Raw genomic sequence first — 20,859 nt, 5'->3', positions numbered from 1 at the left:
TGTAGAGAGTGGGGTTATTTTTATGGTACTGCCTGCGGACGGGGACCTATATTGATCCTCTCATCCTGGTTTGCCGGGCGATCTCTCACCCGGCGACAATCTAAAAACTACTTTTTCTTTACCGGACGCTGCCAGCCCTGTTTGTGGACCTGCGGCACGCGACTTAACACTAGTTCGTTGTCAGCAATATTACGCGTGACGGTGGTGCCCGCGGCAATCGTCACGCCGTTACCGACGCTGACCGGCGCGACCAGTTGCGTATCAGAACCGACAAACACGTCATCGCCGATGATCGTTTTATGCTTATTTGCGCCATCATAGTTACAGGTGATGGTACCTGCGCCGATATTAACGTTGTCGCCAATTTCAGCGTCGCCGAGGTAGGAGAGGTGTCCTGCCTTCGAACCTTTGCCCAGACGGGCTTTCTTCATTTCGACAAAGTTGCCAACGTGAGCGCCTTCCAGCAGTTCAGCCCCCGGACGCAGACGCGCAAACGGGCCGATGGTGCAGGCAGCCTGCAGTTGCGCATCTTCAACCACGCTATACGGGCTGATTTCGCAGTCATCGCCGATGACGCTGTCTTTGATGACGCAGCCGGCGCCGATCTTCACGCGATCGCCCAGCACAACATGACCTTGCAGAATAACGTTAGTATCAATTTCGACATCGCGCCCGTGTTTCAGCACGCCGCGCAGATCGAAACGCGCCGGATCGCGCAGCATCACACCCGCCAGCAGCAGTTTTTCTGCCTGCTCTGACTGATATACTCGTTCCAGACGCGAAAGTTGCAGACGGTTGTTCACCCCTTCAACTTCGCTCAGACGCTGTGGATGCACCGCAACGATCTCATGACCTTCCTGATGAGCCATCGCGATAATATCAGTGATGTAGTATTCGCCCTGGGCGTTATTGTTAGTGAGCTTCGCCAACCAGCGTTTCAGGTCCGCGCCGTTAGCAACCAGAATCCCGGTATTGATCTCCTGAATCTGGCGCTGTGCTTCGCTGGCGTCTTTATGCTCAACGATGCCTGTTACCTGGCCATTTTCACGCGTGATGCGCCCATAACCGGTTGGATCATCCAGCTTCACCGTCAACAGGCCGATACCGCCCTGCGGTTTTGCGGCGCGCAGGCGCTGTAGCGTTTCAACCGAAATCAGCGGCACATCGCCATAGAGCATCAAGATATCTTCATCATCATTGAAGAACGGCGCCGCCTGCTGCATCGCATGGCCGGTACCGAGCTGCTCTGCTTGCAGCACCCAGTTGAGGTTATCTTCATGCAGCGTTTGACGCAGCAGATCGCCGCCGTGGCCGTACACCAGGTGTACCGCGGCAGCGCCTAAATCTTTAGCCGCATCAATGACGTGCTGAACCATTGGCTTCCCGGCCAGAGTATGCAGCACCTTAGGAAGATCGGAATACATGCGGGTCCCTTTGCCTGCGGCAAGGATAACCACGCTCATCGCACTGTTTGACATACGCATCCTGACAGCTGTTAGAACGAAAAGTAAAAGCCTTTCACGTTGAAATTGCTACATATTTTTCATCATGAAACGAGACGCGGAGAAAACGTCCAGGCTCAATGCTATACACCATTTTAGGGCGCTATTTTTCACCATCGCAAATCAGTTTAACGCTGAAAAACGATGATAGGGAGAGAAATAGTCGCCTATCTCACTGCTTTTGCTGTTTTTTTTATACATAAATAAAGCATGAGTAAATGGATACCATCTTATGATTAATATGCATTTTATCATTTATGTAAATGGATGGGCGAGTCTGTTTAGCCAGTGAAGCAGTGATGGTTTCATTTCAATAGTCTCTATGGGCATTTTGGTTTACGCTGAGCTAGCTCATTTTTATTTCACTATGCCGTTAGCCAGGAACAGGCTGCTGTTAATCCGCACAGGAAGCGTAATACAATGCATAAATTAAAATTCGGAATTATCCTTACTTTATTGTTATTTATTAATACTTCAGCATGCTATGCGAAATTTCATTCATGCACGGAATATTGGCACGACGATGGCAAAGTTGAAAAAATGTCATGCGGCAGCAATTACAAACCAATACCAGATAGCCCTTATGTATTAAAAAACAACAAAGCCTGGTATACTAATTACAATAGCAGGACATATAATCGGCACTCTGGTTGTGCTGGTGTCACCTGCATGGCACCTGACTTAAATATCCTTCCAGAAATTGAACGTGAAAAAAAACACTATTATTCACTCAATATTAATATCAATCGTATAAATGTAATAAAAGAAAGCGTTAATTATTGTGGACGTAGTAGAATTAATTACATCGCAGATGATAAAAATGTGTATTACAGAGGAACAAAAATAAAAAACGCCGACCCTCAATCATTCAAAGCATACGAAATGAAAGAGCATGACATATACTCTCTCGGATGTTATCTGGCATGGGATAAGAACAATATTTATTACTTAGAAAAACCTCTGGATGTGCCAGTTACCGGTGAAGTCAATCTGATCAATGAATCATTAATTAGCACCGGAAAGCAAATTTATAAAATAGAAAATCAACAAGGTAATTTAATTTTAACGCCTCGTAACGACATCTCTGCCAATCTCTATGCGCTGCCAAGTGGTCGGGGTTTATCCACAGATAACCAGCACCTTTTTTACTATGGAAAGGCTATTGAAACGCTAGCAGGTATCCCACCGACGCTCGTAACACCTGTGTGCCCGGTTCCTGGCTTTCCCCATCAGGAATGCTACCTTCCTGATAATAGTATTTATAATACGATGAAGAATGATGGTTACACTGTTATTCGTACAAAAAATAATATATGGGTGCAAATAAACAAACACTATCATAAAGACATATATAAAATAGGCATCACTCCACAGGACAAGATTTACTTTCTTGTTAAAGCAAAATATAGCGGAAGCGCGTACCTCATTATCAACAACACTTTATATAATCTTGAAAATCATAATAGAAGAGATAAATATGATAGACGTGGCCCCGTCGTTTTTTCGGATTTTCTGATGAGTTATGGTTATTCAAAATTTATTGATAGCCATGGGGTGATTTATGATGAAGCGAATCAAAGCATCGATAATCGTAAGACATTGTTTAAATGTGGTGAAAAAAACAAGAAAAGATTACATTGGGATAAAGATAAAAACACAACCCCAGGAACATTCGTTCTAAGCGATAAGGAATACCGTTACTTTATAGTTAAGGGTGAATTAGCCAAAGTTCAGGATAAAAAAACAAAGCAGTTCATCGACGATAACAAAGGTGATTGTTCAAAATGACCAGGCCTTTGTTCTACTGAAATGAAGAACGGAATTGAGGGGACAAATTCTCCCAGGGCACTCACCGCAGTGACGAACCATACCCTGACAAAAATGCCGATCGCCCTAAGTGACCAGCATCCCCCCTCATGCGACCTCTTGTCCGCGGATTCACATCACATATGTTGGCGTTTGAATGAGCGATAGTGTGTGAAAACAGGGTGGTAGCGCAGCGATTAGAAGCTCAGGGCGCTAAATTTGGCGATGATTTTGTGGAACAGTTTCATGATGATTTCCAGAGTGCAGGTGCGGGTTATGTTTTTTTGTGATACACATCACAAAACAGAGTCTACGCCTCATCATTTAACTAATCAATAACAAAGAAGGAGGGCCTCGCACTTTTTATGCTACGAACAGGAACCTGAAGGTCTCTCTATATTTAATTCTGATATTTAATTAGCCGAACCCACTTATTAAAAATAATAGCTAATTAAATAAATCCAGAAAATATATAACCTAGCTCAATAATAAAATCAAAAGCCAAGAGAAAATAAAAAGTGTAGACTCAAAAAATCATGCCACAATAATTAAGGACAATTAACCATGCATAAATACCTCACACCTGGCGAAAATTCGTCTTTAAACGCGCCAACTGGATTGGTCACCGTTTCCCATCGGACTGGCAATGGGCTGGATATCAACCTTACCGCTTTTCTACTGACTGCATCAGGAAAGACGGAAGATGATACCGGCATGGTGTTTTTTAACGCTCAAAAGCATAGCTCTGGTTGTGCTATGTTTATACCACCTGAACTACAAAATAATGTGATTTCCCATAGCATTCATTTTGATTTATCAAAGCTACCAGCTGGCATTACGAAAATAGCCATCACATTGACTCAAGACGGAAGCGCTGGGGGGTTTTCTACTGTTAACGATCTGCAGGCACAAATAAAAGCGGGCGAACAAATACTGGAACTAGCTCCCGGTTCATTTAATCAGGAGACTGGGATTATCGTGCTGGAATTATATGTGCATAACGGTCAATTTAAAGCCCGATCCGTATGGCAGGGATTTTCCTCAGGCCTGGTCGGGCTTTGTAATATGTATGGTGTCGAGGTAGAAAGTGAACCGGCGCCTGCAACTGCTGGCTTACAAAAACCTAATATAAACAATGCGGTAGTTTCGCTCAAAAAACCAGAAGATAAACACCGCGTTTCGCTTATAAAGGGAAGCGATGCGCCCCCAAAAATTACGATTAGCGCCACATGGGTAGATAACGGCGATGGTCGCGATAATGATGACCTGGATTTACGAGTAGGAATTCTGTGGCCTGACGGTAATATGTCCCTCATTCAGGCGCCGGATAAATCAGGTGCGTTTAATAAAAAACCCTGGGTTTACCATACGGGCGACGTCGTTAGCGCAAGTCTTTCTGCGCCTGGCGTTGAAAAGGTAGAAATTAACCCTGAAATATCCCGACTGGCGGGTGGGAAAATTGCGCTGGTATGTAGTGTCTATTCCGCCGTCAGTAACGGTGTGGTAGCCGTAGCGTCATTAAAACCGAAAATGCGCATGGAGTATGGTGACAAGATTGTAGAATGCTCTTTTGATTTCACGAAAAAGAAAGGTTTCTTCAGTAGCTGTATTTATACCTACGTTATTGGCCTGATTGAAATAGATCAGGATACTATCGAATTATATCCATCAGGTGTGACATCTAAACCGATGAGTGAATCCACTCCTTGGTTAACCCGCCGACAAGACAACAGCCTGGAACTCACGATGAATGGCCCTGCCGTCTTTAAAGGCAGACCTAACAACCGTAGCGGAAGTAAACAATACATCTGATTCTAAACTCAGGGTGGGTCATTAAGCATAAAAAAAGCCAGTCTGTTGCCAGACTGGCTTTTATCTTTCAAGCCGGTGTTACATCGCTTTTTTGGTCAATTCGATAACGCGCAGTTTAGCGATCGCTTTGGCCAGTTCCGCGGACGCCTGAGCGTAATCCACGTCGCCGTGAGAGCTCTTGATGTGCTCTTCCGCTTTACGTTTCGCTTCCAGGGCTCGTGCTTCGTCGAGGTCCTGACCGCGAATTGCCGTATCGGCCAGAACGATCACGTTGCCCGGTTGCACTTCAAGAATGCCGCCGGACAGATAGATAAACTCTTCGTGACCGAACTGTTTAACGATGCGAATCATACCAGGCTTAATGGCGGTGAGCAGCGGCGCATGACCCGGGAAAATACCCAGTTCACCTTCGCTACCCGTTACCTGGATTTTCTCGACCAGGCCAGAGAACATTTGTTTCTCTGCGCTGACGACATCCAGGTGGTAAGTCATTGCCATATCACCCTCCGATTAAGGCGTTAAAGTTTTTTGGCTTTTTCCACGGCTTCTTCGATGGAACCGACCATGTAGAACGCCTGCTCCGGCAGGTGATCGTATTCGCCTTCCATGATGCCTTTAAAGCCACGGATGGTGTCTTTCAGCGAAACGTATTTACCCGGAGAACCGGTAAATACTTCTGCTACGAAGAACGGCTGGGACAGGAAGCGCTGGATCTTACGAGCGCGAGCTACCACCAGTTTATCTTCTTCAGACAGTTCATCCATACCCAGGATGGCGATGATGTCTTTCAGTTCCTGATAACGCTGCAGCAGGGACTGTACGCCACGCGCGGTGTCGTAGTGTTCCTGACCAACAACCAGCGGATCCAGCTGACGGCTGGTGGAATCCAGCGGGTCAACGGCCGGGTAGATACCCAGAGACGCGATCTGACGGCTCAGTACCACGGTTGCGTCAAGGTGCGCAAAGGTGGTTGCTGGGGACGGGTCAGTCAAGTCATCCGCAGGTACGTATACCGCCTGAACGGAGGTGATAGAACCGGTTTTGGTGGAGGTGATACGTTCCTGCAGAACGCCCATCTCTTCCGCCAGAGTCGGCTGATAACCTACCGCTGAAGGCATACGACCCAGCAGTGCAGATACTTCAGTACCGGCCAGGGTGTAACGATAGATGTTATCGACGAACAGCAGAACGTCACGACCTTCGTCACGGAATTTCTCAGCCATGGTCAGGCCGGTCAGCGCAACGCGCAGACGGTTTCCCGGCGGCTCGTTCATCTGGCCGTAAACCAGGGATACTTTATCCAGAACGTTAGAGTCGGTCATTTCGTGGTAGAAGTCGTTACCCTCACGAGTACGCTCACCGACGCCCGCAAACACGGAGTAACCGGAGTGCTCGATCGCGATGTTACGGATCAGCTCCATCATGTTTACGGTTTTACCTACACCCGCACCACCGAACAGACCAACTTTACCGCCCTTAGCGAACGGACACATCAGGTCGATAACTTTGATGCCGGTTTCCAGCAGTTCCTGAGAGCTGGACAGCTCTTCATAGGAAGGCGCCGCGCGGTGGATAGCCCAACGCTCTTCTTCGCCGATGTCGCCTTTCATGTCGATCGGCTGACCCAGGACGTTCATGATACGGCCCAGAGTCGCTTTACCTACCGGGACTTCGATCGGATGCTCGAGGTCTTTAACTTCCAGACCACGACGCAGACCGTCGGAAGAACCCATGGCGATAGCACGAACTACGCCACCGCCGAGCTGCTGCTGAACTTCCAGCACCAGGCTCTCATTACCATTCTGTACCTCAAGGGCATCGTACACGCGTGGTACGGCATCCTGAGGGAACTCGACGTCGACCACGGCGCCGATTACCTGGACAATCTTTCCAGTAGCCATCTTAAATCCTCTACGAAATAACCTGGTTAAACCGCGGCGGCCCCCGAGACGATCTCGGTGAGTTCCTGAGTAATGCTGGCCTGACGAGCTTTGTTGTATACCAACTGCAGCTCTTTAATCAGGCTGCCGCCATTATCGGTCGCGGCTTTCATCGCCACCATACGGGCGGCCTGCTCGCTGGCCAGGTTTTCTACCACGCCCTGATAAACCTGAGATTCCACATAACGACGCAGGAGGGTATCCAGCAGCGCTTTCGGATCGGGCTCATACAGGTAATCCCAGGACTTACGTTTCAGATCATCATCTTCTGAAGCCGGTAATGGCAGCAGCTGAGTGATGGTCGGAGCCTGAGACATGGTGTTAATAAATTTGTTGCTGACAACGTAAAGCTTGTCCAGACGGCCTTCATCGTAGGCCTGCAACATCACTTTTACCGGGCCGATCAGTTCGGACAGGGACGGGTTATCACCCATACCGGTCACCTGGGCCACAATATTGCCGCCCACGGAGTTAAAGAAAGACACGCCTTTAGAGCCGATCATTGCGAGGTCGCACTGAACGCCTTTATCGGACCATGCTTTCATATCCGCCAGCAGTTTTTTGAACAGGTTAATGTTCAAGCCACCGCACAGACCACGGTCGGTCGACACCACCAGGTAGCCCACGCGTTTAACGTCGCGTTCTTCCAGGTACGGGTGCTTATATTCCAGATTACCGTTCGCAAGGTGACCAATCACTTTGCGCATAGTATCTGCATATGGACGGCTGGCCGCCATGCGATCCTGCGTTTTACGCATTTTGGAGGCGGCGACCATCTCCATCGCTTTGGTGATCTTTTGCGTGTTCTGGACGCTTGCGATCTTACTACGTATCTCTTTTGCGCCGGCCATGAGCTTCTCCTCAATGCCTTGCGGCCTGCCCTAAGGCAAGCCGCCAGACTTTACCAGGACTGGGTTGCTTTGAAGGAGTCGAGGATGCCTTTCAGCTTGCCTTCGATCTCGTCGTTATAGCCACCGGTCTGGTTAATCTCTTGCATCAGCGGAGCGTGGTCACGGTCAACGTAAGCCAGCAGAGCGGCTTCGAAGCTACCGATTTTCGCCAGTTCCACATCTTCGAGGTAACCGCGTTCAGCAGCGAACAGTACCAGGCCCTGCTGTGCTACAGACATAGGTGCATACTGTTTCTGTTTCAGCAGCTCGGTCACTTTCTGACCGTGGCTCAGCTGCTTACGAGTCGCTTCGTCCAGATCGGATGCGAACTGAGAGAACGCAGCCAGTTCACGATACTGCGCCAGCGCGGTACGGATACCACCGGACAGTTTCTTGATGATCTTGGTCTGAGCAGCACCACCAACACGGGATACGGAGATACCCGGGTTAACCGCCGGACGAATACCGGAGTTGAACAGGTTGGTTTCCAGGAAGATCTGACCATCGGTAATGGAAATTACGTTGGTCGGAACGAATGCGGAAACGTCACCCGCTTGCGTCTCGATAATCGGCAGCGCAGTCAGGGAGCCGGTTTTACCTTTAACTTCACCATTGGTGAATTTCTCAACGTATTCCGCGTTAACGCGGGATGCGCGCTCCAGCAGACGGGAGTGGAGGTAGAACACGTCGCCCGGGAATGCTTCACGTCCTGGCGGACGACGGAGCAGCAGGGAAACCTGACGGTAAGCAACAGCCTGTTTAGACAGGTCATCGTAAACGATCAGCGCATCTTCACCGCGGTCGCGGAAGTATTCGCCCATTGCGCAACCGGCATACGGCGCCAGGTATTGCAGCGCAGCAGATTCAGAAGCGGTCGCCACAACAACGATAGTGTTGGACAGCGCGCCGTGCTCTTCCAGTTTACGCACCACGTTAGAGATGGTGGACGCTTTCTGGCCGATAGCTACGTATACGCATTTGATGCCGGAATCACGCTGGTTGATGATCGCATCGATTGCCATCGCGGTTTTACCGGTCTGACGGTCACCGATGATCAGCTCACGCTGGCCACGGCCGATTGGAATCATGGCATCAACAGATTTGTAACCGGTCTGCACCGGCTGGTCTACGGATTGACGATCGATAACGCCCGGAGCGATAACTTCGATTGGCGAGAAGCCATCGTGCTCAACAGGACCTTTACCGTCAATCGGCGCACCCAGGGTGTTCACCACGCGGCCTAACAGACCACGACCGACCGGAACTTCCAGAATACGGCCTGTACACTTAACCTTCATGCCTTCGGCGAGGTCAGCATACGGACCCATCACAACCGCACCAACGGAGTCGCGCTCCAGGTTCAGTGCGATAGCGTAACGGTTACCCGGCAGGGAAATCATTTCACCCTGCATACAATCGGCCAGGCCGTGGATGCGGATAACACCGTCACTTACAGAAACAATAGTACCTTCGTTGTGAGCTTCACTCACAACATTGAACTGAGCAATGCGCTGCTTGATCAGTTCGCTGATTTCGGTGGAATTCAGTTGCATGCTCCAGTCCCCTTAAGACTGCAAGACGTCTGCCAGGCGATCAAGACGGCCGCGTACGCTACCATCAATGACCATATCACCCGAGCGGATGATAACTCCTGCCATAACAGACTTATCGATTTTGCAATTCAGCTTAACTTTGCGTGACAGACGCTTTTCCATCGCGCCGGAGATCTTCGCAAGCTGTTCTTCACTCAGTTGGTTGGCAGAAATAACATCTACCTCTGCGATGGCCTCGCTGGCCGCACGCAGGTGAATGAACTGCTCAAGAACATCCGGGAGCACCTTCAGACGACCATTTTCAGCCATCACCCGAATCAGGTTCTGACCATTTTCGTCGAGTTGCTCGCCGCAGATAGCGATAAACGCATCTGAGAGCGTTTCCGGCGCCAGGGCACCGGAGAGAAGCTCTGCCATTTGTTCGTTTTTAGTCACTTCAGCGGCAAACGCCAGCATATCCTGCCAGCGCTCAACACTTTTGTGTTCGACGGCAAAGTCAAAAGCTGCTTTGGCGTAGGGGCGAGCTACCGTTACAAATTCAGACATCAGCCCCTCCCTCCTTACAGTTCAGCGACAAGTTTATCCACGATGTCGCTGTTAGCAGCTTCATCCACGGAACGTTCGATGATCTTCTCGGCGCCAGCAACAGCCAGGATAGCAACCTGCTTACGCAGTTCTTCGCGAGCACGTTTACGTTCGGCATCGATTTCAGCCTGCGCCTGTGCGACGATTTTAGTGCGTTCCTGTTCTGCTTCAGCTTTAGCTTCGTCCAGAATCTGAGAGCGACGCTTGTTCGCTTGCTCGATGATTACCTGGGCTTCCGCTTTCGCTTTTTTCAGCTGGTCGGTCGCGTTGGCCTGTGCAAGGTCCAAATCTTTCTTAGCGCGTTCTGCAGAAGCTAAACCGTCAGAAATTTCTTTCTGGCGCTTTTCGATGGCAGCCATTAACGGCGGCCATACGTACTTCATGCAGAACCATACGAAGATAACAAACGCGATGGCCTGGCCGAGGATTGTTGCGTTCATGTTCACAGCACAATACCTCTTAAATTAACTCTGTGGCTTAGGTTTCTTTCGAACAACTTACTACGCGACAGCAAACATCACGTACAGACCCAGACCTACAGCGATCATCGGGATAGCATCCACCAGACCCATAACGATAAAGAACTGAGTACGCAGCAGAGGAATCAGATCCGGTTGACGCGCTGCGCCTTCCAGGAATTTACCCCCGAGGATGCCGATACCGATCGCAGCACCGATTGCCGCCAGACCCATCATCACAGCGGCAGCCATGTACAGCAGATCCATATTCAGGTTTTCCATGACAGTCTCCAGTTTGTTTCAGTTAAAACGTAGTAGTGTTGGTAAAAATCAATGCTCTTCGGATGCCATCGACAGATAGACAATCGTCAGAACCATGAAGATGAAGGCTTGCAGCGTAATAATCAGGATGTGGAAAATGGCCCAAGGCACATTCAGAATCCACTGTGACCACCACGGCAACAGACCAGCAATCAGAATGAAAATCAGCTCACCGGCATACATGTTGCCGAACAGTCGCAGACCGAGAGAAACCGGTTTGGACAGCAGGCTTACCCCTTCAAGGATTAAGTTGACAGGAATGAACGCCCAGTGATTGAACGGCTGCATGGTCAGTTCTTTAACGAACCCACCAACGCCTTTCATTTTGATGCTGTAGAAAATAATCAGGATGAACACGCCAAGCGCCATCGACAGGGTGATGTTCACGTCCGCAGACGGAACCACGCGCAGTGCAGGCAGGCCGAAAATGTGTTCGCCGATATAAGGAATCAGGTCGATTGGCAGCAGGTCCATCAGGTTCATCAGGAATACCCAGACGAACACAGTAAGCGCCAGCGGCGCGATGACCTTGCTCTTGCCATGGTACATGTCTTTGACGCTGCCATGGACGAAGCCGATGATCATTTCGATGAAGGTTTGGAATTTCCCTGGTACGCCGCTGGTCGCTCTCTTAGCAACGCTACGGAACATGGCAAGGAACAGCAGACCGAGAACCACCGAGAAAAACATGGAGTCAATATTGAGCGTCCAGAAGGTGGCTGGGGGGTTGTGCGGATCCACCAGCGAGAATGTACGTAGGTCCAACTGAAGGTTGTTCAGATGGTGTCCTATGTAATCCTGCGGCGTCATATTTTCTGAAGCCATGATGCCTTTTACCCTTTGTTGTTAATTACAGCTGGAGCCAGAATTTGTACCACCAGCACCAAAACCCACGTCACTATCAGCGGCAAAAATACCACTTCAAAAACCGCCAGCGCCATCGCCAGTAGGGCGAAGGTCAGCAACACCTTGAATGCTTCACCGAAAGCGAAGGTCCAGGCCACTCGGCCTTGTGCTGGTGTATGCGCCTGATGGCGCCAGGCAAAAATCATAAACAACGCGTTTGGCAAAACGACCGCCAAACCTCCGCATATGGCGGAGATGCCCCAGAAGGGGTCTTTGAGGCTGAACAGCAGTCCGCTTGCTATTACTGCCAGTAACTGAATAAACAGAAGCTTTCGAGCAACGTTTCGACTCACGAGCGACATAGACATCACGTTTTTACTCCTGCTCCCTTCGAGGTATGCCGCGTGTCGTATAAAACGTTCTTTAAGACCAAGAGTCAAGCGTCAAAAAGCGGACAAATTATACGGTGACAACACGTGATTTCAAACATTAAGTAGCAAAATAGTGAATAAATGTTTAATTATTTTCTGAGCGGCAATTTTTCATGCATTTCGTCAATCAGTGAGGGATCAACCAGAAGTGCAAATAATGAGAAAACGCGGCCATTAAAGCGTGCATTAGATCACATAATAAACATTTTCGGTGCAATCGAATTAAATCTGTACAGAATCAGTAAGTTTTCATCTTTTTGATATTCAAGATAAAAAGTGAGGTCTTTTTGCAAAACAACCCCACATACAATAAAAACCTTTTATTGACATTTATAATAAAAATTTAACATCAATATGAACTGACAGTTCATCGATTTTTAGCACCCTGATATTTTCAAAGTTGACTATTCTGCCAGTAAACCACCACGCTAAAGTTAAACGCTAGAAAAGCCATAGTAAAAACAAGGTTAAAAGTGGCCAGATAATACCCGCAGGTAACTTTGATTTTTGTAACATGCGCAGGCCACATTTTTTCCACATTTTTTGATAAAAATTATAAGGTGTTTGGCTTAATGACCACCAAATGTCTCTCCCCTTCCAGCTGGGGGACATGCAGTTCAATCACGTCACAAACCTGGTAACCTTCTGGCAGGTTTGCCATTTCACTTTCCTGCGCCTGTCCTTTCAACGCGTAGAAATGTCCGTGTGGCGCCGGCAGGTGGTGGCACCAGCTCACCATATCGTTCAGCGAGGCAAAAGCACGGCTAATGACGCCATCAAACGGCGGCTCTGCGGGAAATTCTTCCACACGGCTCTGCACAGGGGTGATGTTATCCAGTTTTAGCTCATGCTGGACCTGGCGCAGGAAGCGTACACGCTTGCCAAGGCTATCCAGTAATGTGAAATGAGATTCCGGGCGCACGATAGCCAGCGGAATCCCCGGCAGGCCAGGGCCGGTTCCCACATCGATAAAGCGGGAGCCCTGTAGATACGGCGCAACGATAATGCTATCGAGGATATGGCGAACCAGCATCTCGTTAGGATCGCGAACAGAGGTCAGGTTATAGGCTTTGTTCCACTTATCCAGCATCCCGACATACGCCACCAGCTGATTTTTCTGGTGATCGGTGAGCGAAATACCCGCTTCGTCCAGCAGACGAGAAAGTTTGTTGAGCACGGTGAGTACCTTCTAAAAATAATGAGCCCGGAGGCGCTAACGCTTACCGGGCTGTGAATTATAAAGGCGATCGCTGATTTTGCATCCGCCAAATTAACGCGCTCTGACGGCTATCAGGCGCTGCGGCGCAGCATCCCCTGCTTTTTCAGCCACACCAGCAAAATAGAAATTGCCGCCGGAGTAATCCCGGAAATACGCGATGCCTGACCGATAGATGATGGTTTATGGTCGTTTAGCTTGGCAATAACCTCGTTGGACAAGCCGGATACCTGACGGTAATCGAGCGTTGCCGGCAGCAAAGTATTCTCGTTGCGTTGCTGTTTTTCGATCTCGTCCTGCTGACGAGCGATATAGCCTTCGTACTTAACCTGAATCTCAACCTGCTCGGCCGCCTGTTGATCCTGCAGGCCCGGCGCGAACGGAGAAAGCTGAACCAGCTGTTCGTAGGTCATTTCCGGGCGACGCAGCAGATCTTCGCCGCTGGCTTCACGCGATAACGGCGCGGTCAGATGAGCGTTCACTTCGGCTGCGCTTTCCGCCAGCGGGTTAACCCAGCTGGTTTTCAGGCGTTGGCGTTCACGCTCAATGCTTTCCAGTTTCTCGTTGAAACGCGCCCAGCGCTCATCGTCCACCAGCCCCAGCTCTCGTCCCTGTTCGGTCAGGCGCAGATCGGCGTTGTCTTCACGCAGCATCAGGCGATATTCAGCACGGGAGGTAAACATACGGTACGGTTCTTTGGTGCCGAGGGTGCACAGATCGTCCACCAGAACGCCAAGATAGGCCTGATCGCGACGCGGCGCCCAACCTTCTTTTTCCGCTGAGAAGCGGGCGGCATTAAGACCGGCAAGCAGACCCTGCGCGGCGGCTTCTTCATAGCCGGTAGTGCCGTTGATCTGACCGGCGAAGAACAGACCCTGAATGTATTTGCTTTCCAGCGTCGGCTTCAGGTCACGCGGGTCAAAGAAATCGTACTCAATGGCGTAGCCAGGGCGAACGATCTTCGCGTTTTCCATCCCCTGCATTGAGCGGACGATTTGCATTTGCACATCAAACGGCAGGCTGGTGGAGATACCGTTTGGATAAATTTCGTTTGAAGTCAGCCCTTCCGGTTCAAGGAAGATCTGATGCTGGTTGCGATCGGCAAAGCGCATGACCTTGTCTTCGATCGACGGGCAGTAACGTGGGCCGATACCTTCAATCACCCCGGCGTACATTGGGCTGCGATCGAGGTTGCTGCGGATCACATCATGGGTTTTCTCGTTGGTGTGAGTGATATAGCACGGTACCTGGCGCGGATGTTGATCCGCGGATCCCATAAACGAGAAGACCGGCATCGGGTTATCGCCGTGCTGTTGCGCCAGCACGCTAAAATCGATGGTGCGCGCGTCAATTCGCGGCGGAGTACCGGTTTTCAGGCGGCTTACGCGAAGCGGCAGTTCACGCAGACGGCGAGACAGCGGGATTGACGGCGGATCGCCGGCACGGCCGCCGCTGTAGTTGTCCAGACCGATGTGGATTTTGCCATCCAGGAAGGTGCCGACGGTCAGCACCACCGACTTAGCCCGGAACTTGAGGCCCATTTGGGTCACGGCGCCGACGACGCGATCGTTTTCGACAATCAGATCTTCTACTGCCTGCTGGAAGATCATCAGGTTTGGCTGGTTCTCCAGCGCGGTGCGTACCGCCTGACGATACAACACCCGGTCGGCCTGGGCGCGAGTCGCACGGACAGCCGGGCCTTTGCTACCGTTTAGTATCCTAAACTGAATACCTGCCTGATCGATCGCCTTCGCCATCAGACCACCGAGCGCATCCACTTCTTTTACCAGGTGTCCCTTCCCAATACCGCCAATCGCCGGGTTGCAACTCATCTGCCCCAGCGTATCGATATTGTGTGTCAAAAGCAGGGTTTGTTGGCCCATTCGCGCTGCTGCCATCGCGGCCTCAGTGCCTGCATGACCCCCGCCAATGATGATGACGTCAAAAGGATCCTGATAAAACATGGTGATCTGCCTCGCATAACGCGGTTTGAAAATGGATTGAAGCCCGGGCCGTGGATTCTACTCAACTTTGCTCTTTCGAGAAAGGGGCCGGGATCCTGAGTATTAAAAAGAAGATCTTTTATTTAGAGATCTGTTCTATTGTGATCTCTTATTAGGATCGACTCTCTTTGTGGATAAGTCGGATCCACTATTTAAGATCAAACGCTTAAGAAGGATCACAATCTGTGAATGATCGGTGATCCTGTTCCGTATAAGCTGGGATCAGAATGAAGGGTTATGCACAGCTCAAAAAGCATACTCCGGTTATTCTTTGGATAACTACCGGTTGATCCAAGCTTTTGAGCAGGGTTATCCACAGAAGAAGCTGCGGATCTTTACAAAACTCAGAGTAAATTTTTCCAGGATCCCACCCAAACCTCGGCTGGATCTTCAGGAATCTCGTGTTCGAGGACATTAATTTTCAGCGTTTCGCCGATCTGTTTTGCCCCGTTGGCCTTTAATGCCGCTTCCAGTTTGTCGATTGCGCCGCAAAAAGTGTCATATTCGCGGCTACCGATACCCACCGCGCCAAAGCGAACGGCAGAAAGATCGGCCTGCTTCTCCAGCAACGCTTCATAGAAAGGGACCAGGTTGTCCGGAATATCGCCGGCGCCATGGGTAGAAGAGATAACTAACCAGATCCCTTCAGCCTGCAGATCGTCAACCAGCGGACCGTGCTGGATATCAGTGCTGTAGCCCGCTTCTTCCAGCTTTTCCGCCAGATGTTCTGCTACATATTCCGCACTGCCCAGGGTGCTGCCGCTGATAAGTGTAATGTCTGCCATGATCGCCGATCGCCCGCTCAACTATTCTGAGTGGCGTATTGTACGCTGTGAGCGAGCTGGGATCTACCTGTGGAAAAATGTGGGATTAAAAAAAACGATCAGGGCTTGATGGTGCGCATGATCGGGTTCTGCAGCACGATCAGGGTTTCAGTGGACTGAATTTCATCGATTGTTTGGATCTTGTTGATAAGTACCTGCTGCAGGGCATCGATAGATTTACACATTACCTTAATAAAGATGCTGTAGTGGCCGGTGGTGTAGTAAGCCTCGGTCACCTCTTCCAGGCTCTCCAGCCGGGCGAGAGCGGAAGGATAGTCTTTGGCGCTCTTAAGAATAATGCCGATGAAACAGCCGACGTCATAACCGAGCTGTTTCGGGCTGACGTCGATTCTTGCCCCCGTAATAATGCCCGCCTGTTTCATTTTCTCTACACGTACGTGAATCGTACCTGGGCTAACGCCGAACTGTTTGGCCAGTTCGGCGTAGGCGGTGCGCGCATTCGCCATTAAGGCATCAAGAATGCCGCGGTCCAGATTGTCGATCTGATAATTTTCCATTGTTTTTTCTTATGATGTTTGATGATTCTTACTATTTTAGCTTGTTAATTTAATGAATCAAAACTCAGGACGTCTTTTTATTGATTGATTATTGAATTCAGTGCCATTTCTGTTGCTTAATCAATATCAACAGGACGCAGGAGTGATAAAAAATGAAAACCGCATACATCGCAAAACAACGCCAGATTAGTTTCGTTAAATCCCATTTTTCCCGTCAGCTGGAAGAGAAGCTTGGCCTGATTGAAGTGCAGGCGCCGATCTTAAGCCGCGTAGGAGATGGGACGCAGGACAACTTGTCCGGCTGCGAGAAAGCGGTTCAGGTAAAAGTGAAAACACTGCCAGACGCCCAATTCGAAGTGGTTCATTCACTGGCGAAGTGGAAGCGTCAAACCCTGGGACAACACGACTTCAGCGCGGGCGAAGGGCTATACACGCACATGAAGGCCCTTCGCCCCGATGAAGACCGCCTCACCCCAATTCATTCCGTTTATGTTGACCAGTGGGACTGGGAACGCGTCATGGGCGACGGCGAACGCCATACCGGCACGCTGAAAGCGACGGTTGAGGCGATTTACGCTGGGATCAAAGCCACCGAGCTGGCGGTAAGTCAGGAATTTGGTCTGACGCCGTTCCTGCCGGAACAGATCCACTTTATTCACAGTCAGGAACTGTTGAGCCGTTATCCGGATCTGGATGCTAAAGGCCGCGAGAGGGCGATCGCTAAAGAGCTTGGCGCCGTCTTCTTAATCGGTATCGGCGGTAAACTGTCTGACGGTAAGCGCCACGATGTTCGCGCGCCGGATTATGATGACTGGAGCTCGCCATCGGCGGAAGGTTTTGCCGGCCTGAACGGCGATATCCTGGTGTGGAACCCGGTGCTGGAAGACGCTTTTGAGCTTTCCTCTATGGGGATCCGCGTTGACGCCGAGGCGCTGAAGCGCCAGTTGGCGGTGACCGGCGATGAAGACCGTCTGCAGCTTGAATGGCACCAGGCACTGCTGCGCGGCGAGATGCCGCAGACCATTGGCGGCGGTATTGGCCAGTCGCGTTTAACCATGCTGTTGCTGCAGCTTGACCATATCGGCCAGGTACAGTGCGGCGTATGGCCCGCGCAGGTGCGGGAAAGCGTCGCCGCTCTGCTGTAAAGATTAACGCCGCCAGCGACGCAGCAGGCGGCTACGCAATCCGGTATCAAAGCGCCAGATATGATCGAAGATGCGCATGATGCCGGGTTTGCCGTGTACCGACATCGCCACCGCGTGAAAACGATGCTGATGTTTATGCTGCAGCTCCCCCACCTTGTTGACCACCTCATCCGGCAACCGCTGGGCGATAAAATCGGAAATCACCACCGCATCGGCATCGACCCACTGAGGGCTTTGCAAACGTTCAACGATCGCGCGAAAACAGCTGGCCAGATCGGTGCCGCCGCGAAAGCGCTGGCTTAAAAAACGGATCGCCTGCTCCAGCCCCTGCGGGCCGGTTAGCTCGTAGTGCACCACTTCGCTGGAGAACAGCATGATGTAGCAGCGGCGGTTATCCGCCAGCGCGACGCGCATCAGCGCCAGACAAAAGGCTTTGGCGCATTGTTCGTTAAAACCGCCCATCGAACCTGAGGTATCTACGCAGACAATAAATGGCCCGCGCGGCTGCTCATCAAAATCCTGCCGGGTTACCGGGCGTTCGGTGATTTTCTCCCGCCAGGCGTCGCCGTGCAGGCGATAAGTTAATAGCTGTTTTTCCACCAGCTTACGGTAGAACTCGAACTCCAGTTCGGTGATGCCGAGCGTTGCCAGCTCTGGCGGCAACAGACGTAGAATATCGTCGCTTTGCTGCAGGCCATCGACCTGCTCTGGTACCGTTGCCGGTTCACGAACCATCGCGCGGAAGGCCTCCATCGGCGCATCCTTCTTCGGCACCAGTTTGGCTTCCCGCGATCTGCCCAACTGCTCAGCCAGCTGCATCAGTTCCGGCTGTTGGCTGAGAAAATCGCCATAGCGCACGATCAGCTGGTAATCGCCGCGTTTAAGCTCGCCGGCGCTCATATCCCACAGGCGGCCGGCGGCGTTGTCGTTTTCCACCAGCACCGGCTCTAGCTGCCCGCTCAGCGTCATTCGTTCCTGCACCTCGCTGAGCAGCTGATCGCGCTCATCGTCTAATAAGTGCTGGTTGAGGGTGGTGGTCTGTACCACCAGACTTAAGCGCCAGCGTTGTAAGAACAGAGTATGTAGCGCTGGGGTGAAGGTTGCGTTATCGTCCACCAGCTGCTGCGCCTGGGCGGCAAAGGGCGACTGGAGCTTATGCAGCTTGCCGAGGATCTGCGGCAGCTGCACGATAAATTGCGATGTTGAAAGCAGCTGGGCCTGCTGATAGATCTGCACTTCGGCGTCCAGCTCGGGAGGGATCTGCGTCTCTTTGAGCCGGGCGCGAACCGCTTCTCGCCAGCGCGGAATATCGGCGGCGATGATATTTTTCAGCCGCGGAAATTTTTCAAAGAACACCGCCAGTTGAGGCGAGGCCAGCAGCGCCAGCAGCATCTCCTCGATCATCCCTTCTTCGCTGACCGCCAGCATGACATTCAGCATGTCGAGCGTCATGGCTGGCGCGCCTGTTTAATTTGCGCGCCGACGTCCTGCAGGCTGGCTTCGATACGCCCCAGCCAGTCGCCGGGAATAAACAGGCATTTTTGCTGTTCGCTAAAGCGGTTATGTTGCTGGTGCCACTCGTCATCCAGCGCTTCCAGCTGCTGGCGGATCTCGGCAGGCATATTTTCCTGAGATTCGCTGCCGGGCAGCGACAGGCGCGAGCCTTGCAGGCTGACGTCGCGCACCACCAGGTGTTGGCTGGCATCGACATCCATCGTTAATGGCTGGGCAAAACCGATACCGTTGAGCTTGCCGCGGATCTCGCCGCCTTTCTCCAGCCAGTTGATCAGCGCCTGGCGTTCAAAGGCGATATGGATAACTTCGAGATCGTGCAGTTTCAGCGGTTGCTGGAGAAGCAGCGTCAACGTCTCGCCCTCAACACCGTCTGGCAGTTCGTAATGCGGCTTACGGCTGAACATGCCGCCAACGCGCGTGACTTTAAGCGCGGTTTTATCGCTGTGCTGCTGCTGGATTTGAATACGGCGTTGGATGATGGCGCCTAGTTTAGTCAGCATCGCCTGCTGACCCCAGGCATGGCTGGTCATCAGTGACTCCAACTGCTGCGACATCAGATTCATGCTTTCGATGTTATGCCACAGGCAATCTTTCAGCAGGATCAGGTCGATAGGCGCGATGGCGTCGCGGCCGCTAAAGAAGGCGCTGGCCTGCAGCAGACGGATGGCTTTTTTCCAGCGGCGATCGGAAACGTAAGGCGCATTAGGCAAGGCATCTAATTGTTGGCGCAGTTGGAAAACCAGCTCGAAGACGTTGTCCGGCAACTTCACGGTACCAATGTCATGCTGCCACTGGGTAAATTCATCGTTGCTGATTTGCAGGTTTTCAGGAACCGGATTGCTGTTTTCATCCTGCTGGCTGACCAGCATCGAGCGGAAGTTAGTTTTATCCTGTACTTTATCCAGCCACAGGCGGATCAGCATGCGGTCATATAAGGCTTCGAGGCTGTTGTCCGCTTCGGGCAGTTCGTTCGACGCCGCGACCAGCAGGCGCATTGGGATTTTCTCTTCATGGGCGCCGTTGCGGAAGTGGCGTTCGTTGATGGCCGTCAGCAGGGTATTTAGGATAGCTGGGCCGGCTTTCCAGATTTCATCCAGGAAGACGATTTCCGCCTCTGGCAGATAGCCTGCCGTTAAACGCTCATAGCGCCCTTCATCTTTGAGCGCCTGAATCGACAGCGGGCCGAAAACTTCTTCCGGCGTGGAGAAGCGGGTCATCAGATATTCAAAAGCGCGCGCCTGCCTGAAAGCGAACTTAAGGCGGCGGGCGATCAGGCTTTTCGCGATGCCGGGCGGCCCCAGCAGGAACACGCTCTCGCCGCTAAGCGCGGCCAACAGGCACAGGCGTATTGCGTGGCTGCGTTCAAAGAGCCCTTTTTCCAGGGCGGCGCTAAGTCGGGAAATTCTTTCTGCCAGTAAATGTGATTGAGCCATAATAGAGTTGCGTGCTTTGTCGTGTGTCGTTATTGCGTCGAGTATAGATGTTTGATTAGGG

General features: G+C 51.2%; 19 protein-coding genes. 3 read left to right on the top strand and 16 right to left on the bottom strand.

Annotated features, from left to right (window positions below; genetic code table 11):
• Positions 1-107: 107 nt before the first annotated feature.
• Positions 108-1,478 (bottom strand): bifunctional UDP-N-acetylglucosamine diphosphorylase/glucosamine-1-phosphate N-acetyltransferase GlmU, encoded by a 1,371-nt coding sequence (gene glmU / locus ABLV78_RS25345; protein WP_045396006.1) that lies wholly within the window; start codon positions 1,476-1,478, stop codon positions 108-110.
• A gap of 444 nt (positions 1,479-1,922) precedes the next feature.
• Here glmU and ABLV78_RS25340 point away from each other — a divergent pair, with 444 nt between their 5' ends.
• Together ABLV78_RS25340 and ABLV78_RS25335 are read left to right on the top strand one after the other, a co-directional pair.
• The gene (locus ABLV78_RS25340) at positions 1,923-3,290 is read left to right on the top strand and encodes a DKNYY domain-containing protein (protein WP_080961786.1); all 1,368 of its coding nucleotides are present in this window, start codon (positions 1,923-1,925) and stop codon (positions 3,288-3,290) included.
• Between the two features lie 582 nt (positions 3,291-3,872).
• The gene (locus tag ABLV78_RS25335) at positions 3,873-5,120 is read left to right on the top strand and encodes a TerD family protein (protein ID WP_047044575.1); all 1,248 of its coding nucleotides are present in this window, start codon (positions 3,873-3,875) and stop codon (positions 5,118-5,120) included.
• A 78-nt stretch (positions 5,121-5,198) separates the two neighbouring features.
• On the opposite strand, the gene ABLV78_RS25330 is transcribed toward ABLV78_RS25335, so the two are convergent.
• From ABLV78_RS25330 to asnC, 13 genes are all read right to left on the bottom strand, one after another.
• Positions 5,199-5,618 carry a F0F1 ATP synthase subunit epsilon gene (locus tag ABLV78_RS25330; protein ID WP_015703917.1) on the bottom strand — a complete coding sequence of 140 codons (420 nt, stop codon included), beginning with the start codon at positions 5,616-5,618 and terminating at the stop codon, positions 5,199-5,201.
• Between the two features lie 20 nt (positions 5,619-5,638).
• Positions 5,639-7,021, bottom strand: a complete 1,383-nt coding sequence (gene atpD, locus ABLV78_RS25325) for a F0F1 ATP synthase subunit beta (protein ID WP_015369008.1) — start codon at positions 7,019-7,021, stop codon at positions 5,639-5,641.
• 26 nt (positions 7,022-7,047) lie between these two features.
• Positions 7,048-7,911, bottom strand: a complete 864-nt coding sequence (gene atpG / locus ABLV78_RS25320; protein ID WP_015369007.1) for a F0F1 ATP synthase subunit gamma — start codon at positions 7,909-7,911, stop codon at positions 7,048-7,050.
• A gap of 50 nt (positions 7,912-7,961) precedes the next feature.
• Positions 7,962-9,503 (bottom strand): F0F1 ATP synthase subunit alpha, encoded by a 1,542-nt coding sequence (gene atpA / locus ABLV78_RS25315; RefSeq protein WP_015369006.1) that lies wholly within the window; start codon positions 9,501-9,503, stop codon positions 7,962-7,964.
• A gap of 12 nt (positions 9,504-9,515) precedes the next feature.
• Positions 9,516-10,049, bottom strand: coding sequence for a F0F1 ATP synthase subunit delta (gene atpH, locus ABLV78_RS25310; protein ID WP_015369005.1), 534 nt, complete (start codon positions 10,047-10,049; stop codon positions 9,516-9,518).
• A gap of 14 nt (positions 10,050-10,063) precedes the next feature.
• Positions 10,064-10,534, bottom strand: a complete 471-nt coding sequence (gene atpF, locus ABLV78_RS25305) for a F0F1 ATP synthase subunit B (protein WP_004107293.1) — start codon at positions 10,532-10,534, stop codon at positions 10,064-10,066.
• A gap of 54 nt (positions 10,535-10,588) precedes the next feature.
• Positions 10,589-10,828: a F0F1 ATP synthase subunit C gene (gene atpE / locus ABLV78_RS25300; RefSeq protein ID WP_000429386.1), complete on the bottom strand. Its 240-nt coding sequence runs from the start codon at positions 10,826-10,828 to the stop codon at positions 10,589-10,591.
• Between the two features lie 48 nt (positions 10,829-10,876).
• The gene (gene atpB, locus ABLV78_RS25295) at positions 10,877-11,692 is read right to left on the bottom strand and encodes a F0F1 ATP synthase subunit A (protein ID WP_015369004.1); all 816 of its coding nucleotides are present in this window, start codon (positions 11,690-11,692) and stop codon (positions 10,877-10,879) included.
• A gap of 8 nt (positions 11,693-11,700) precedes the next feature.
• Positions 11,701-12,081 carry a F0F1 ATP synthase subunit I gene (gene atpI / locus ABLV78_RS25290; protein WP_015703918.1) on the bottom strand — a complete coding sequence of 127 codons (381 nt, stop codon included), beginning with the start codon at positions 12,079-12,081 and terminating at the stop codon, positions 11,701-11,703.
• Positions 12,082-12,697: 616 nt separating this feature from the next.
• Entirely contained in the window at positions 12,698-13,321 is a 624-nt protein-coding gene (gene rsmG, locus ABLV78_RS25285; RefSeq protein WP_047044571.1) for a 16S rRNA (guanine(527)-N(7))-methyltransferase RsmG, read from the bottom strand.
• A gap of 113 nt (positions 13,322-13,434) precedes the next feature.
• Entirely contained in the window at positions 13,435-15,324 is a 1,890-nt protein-coding gene (gene mnmG, locus ABLV78_RS25280) for a tRNA uridine-5-carboxymethylaminomethyl(34) synthesis enzyme MnmG (protein WP_015369000.1), read from the bottom strand.
• 383 nt (positions 15,325-15,707) lie between these two features.
• Complete coding sequence (gene mioC / locus ABLV78_RS25275; RefSeq protein WP_047044568.1) at positions 15,708-16,148, bottom strand: FMN-binding protein MioC; 441 nt, start codon at positions 16,146-16,148, stop codon at positions 15,708-15,710.
• Positions 16,149-16,246: 98 nt separating this feature from the next.
• Positions 16,247-16,705: a transcriptional regulator AsnC gene (asnC, locus tag ABLV78_RS25270; RefSeq protein ID WP_015368998.1), complete on the bottom strand. Its 459-nt coding sequence runs from the start codon at positions 16,703-16,705 to the stop codon at positions 16,247-16,249.
• A 152-nt stretch (positions 16,706-16,857) separates the two neighbouring features.
• On the opposite strand from asnC, the gene asnA reads away from it, so the two are divergent.
• Positions 16,858-17,850, top strand: coding sequence for an aspartate--ammonia ligase (gene asnA, locus ABLV78_RS25265; protein ID WP_047044566.1), 993 nt, complete (start codon positions 16,858-16,860; stop codon positions 17,848-17,850).
• Positions 17,851-17,853: 3 nt separating this feature from the next.
• Here the strand turns inward: asnA and viaA are convergent, their stop codons facing one another.
• Together viaA and ravA are read right to left on the bottom strand one after the other, a co-directional pair.
• The gene (gene viaA / locus ABLV78_RS25260) at positions 17,854-19,302 is read right to left on the bottom strand and encodes an ATPase RavA stimulator ViaA (protein WP_015368996.1); all 1,449 of its coding nucleotides are present in this window, start codon (positions 19,300-19,302) and stop codon (positions 17,854-17,856) included.
• On the bottom strand, positions 19,299-20,798 hold the full coding sequence (gene ravA / locus ABLV78_RS25255; protein ID WP_047044564.1) for an ATPase RavA: 1,500 nt from the start codon (positions 20,796-20,798) through the stop codon (positions 19,299-19,301). Before ravA ends, viaA begins: the two co-directional genes overlap by 4 nt.
• Between the last annotated feature and the right edge of the window lie 61 nt (positions 20,799-20,859).

This window comes from Klebsiella sp. CN_Kp075, from assembly GCF_040065055.2.
In the GTDB taxonomy this organism is placed as follows: Bacteria; Pseudomonadota; Gammaproteobacteria; order Enterobacterales; family Enterobacteriaceae; genus Klebsiella; species Klebsiella aerogenes.
The sequence above is the reverse complement of the archived record's forward strand: the minus strand, read 5'-3'. Positions and strand labels throughout refer to the sequence as shown.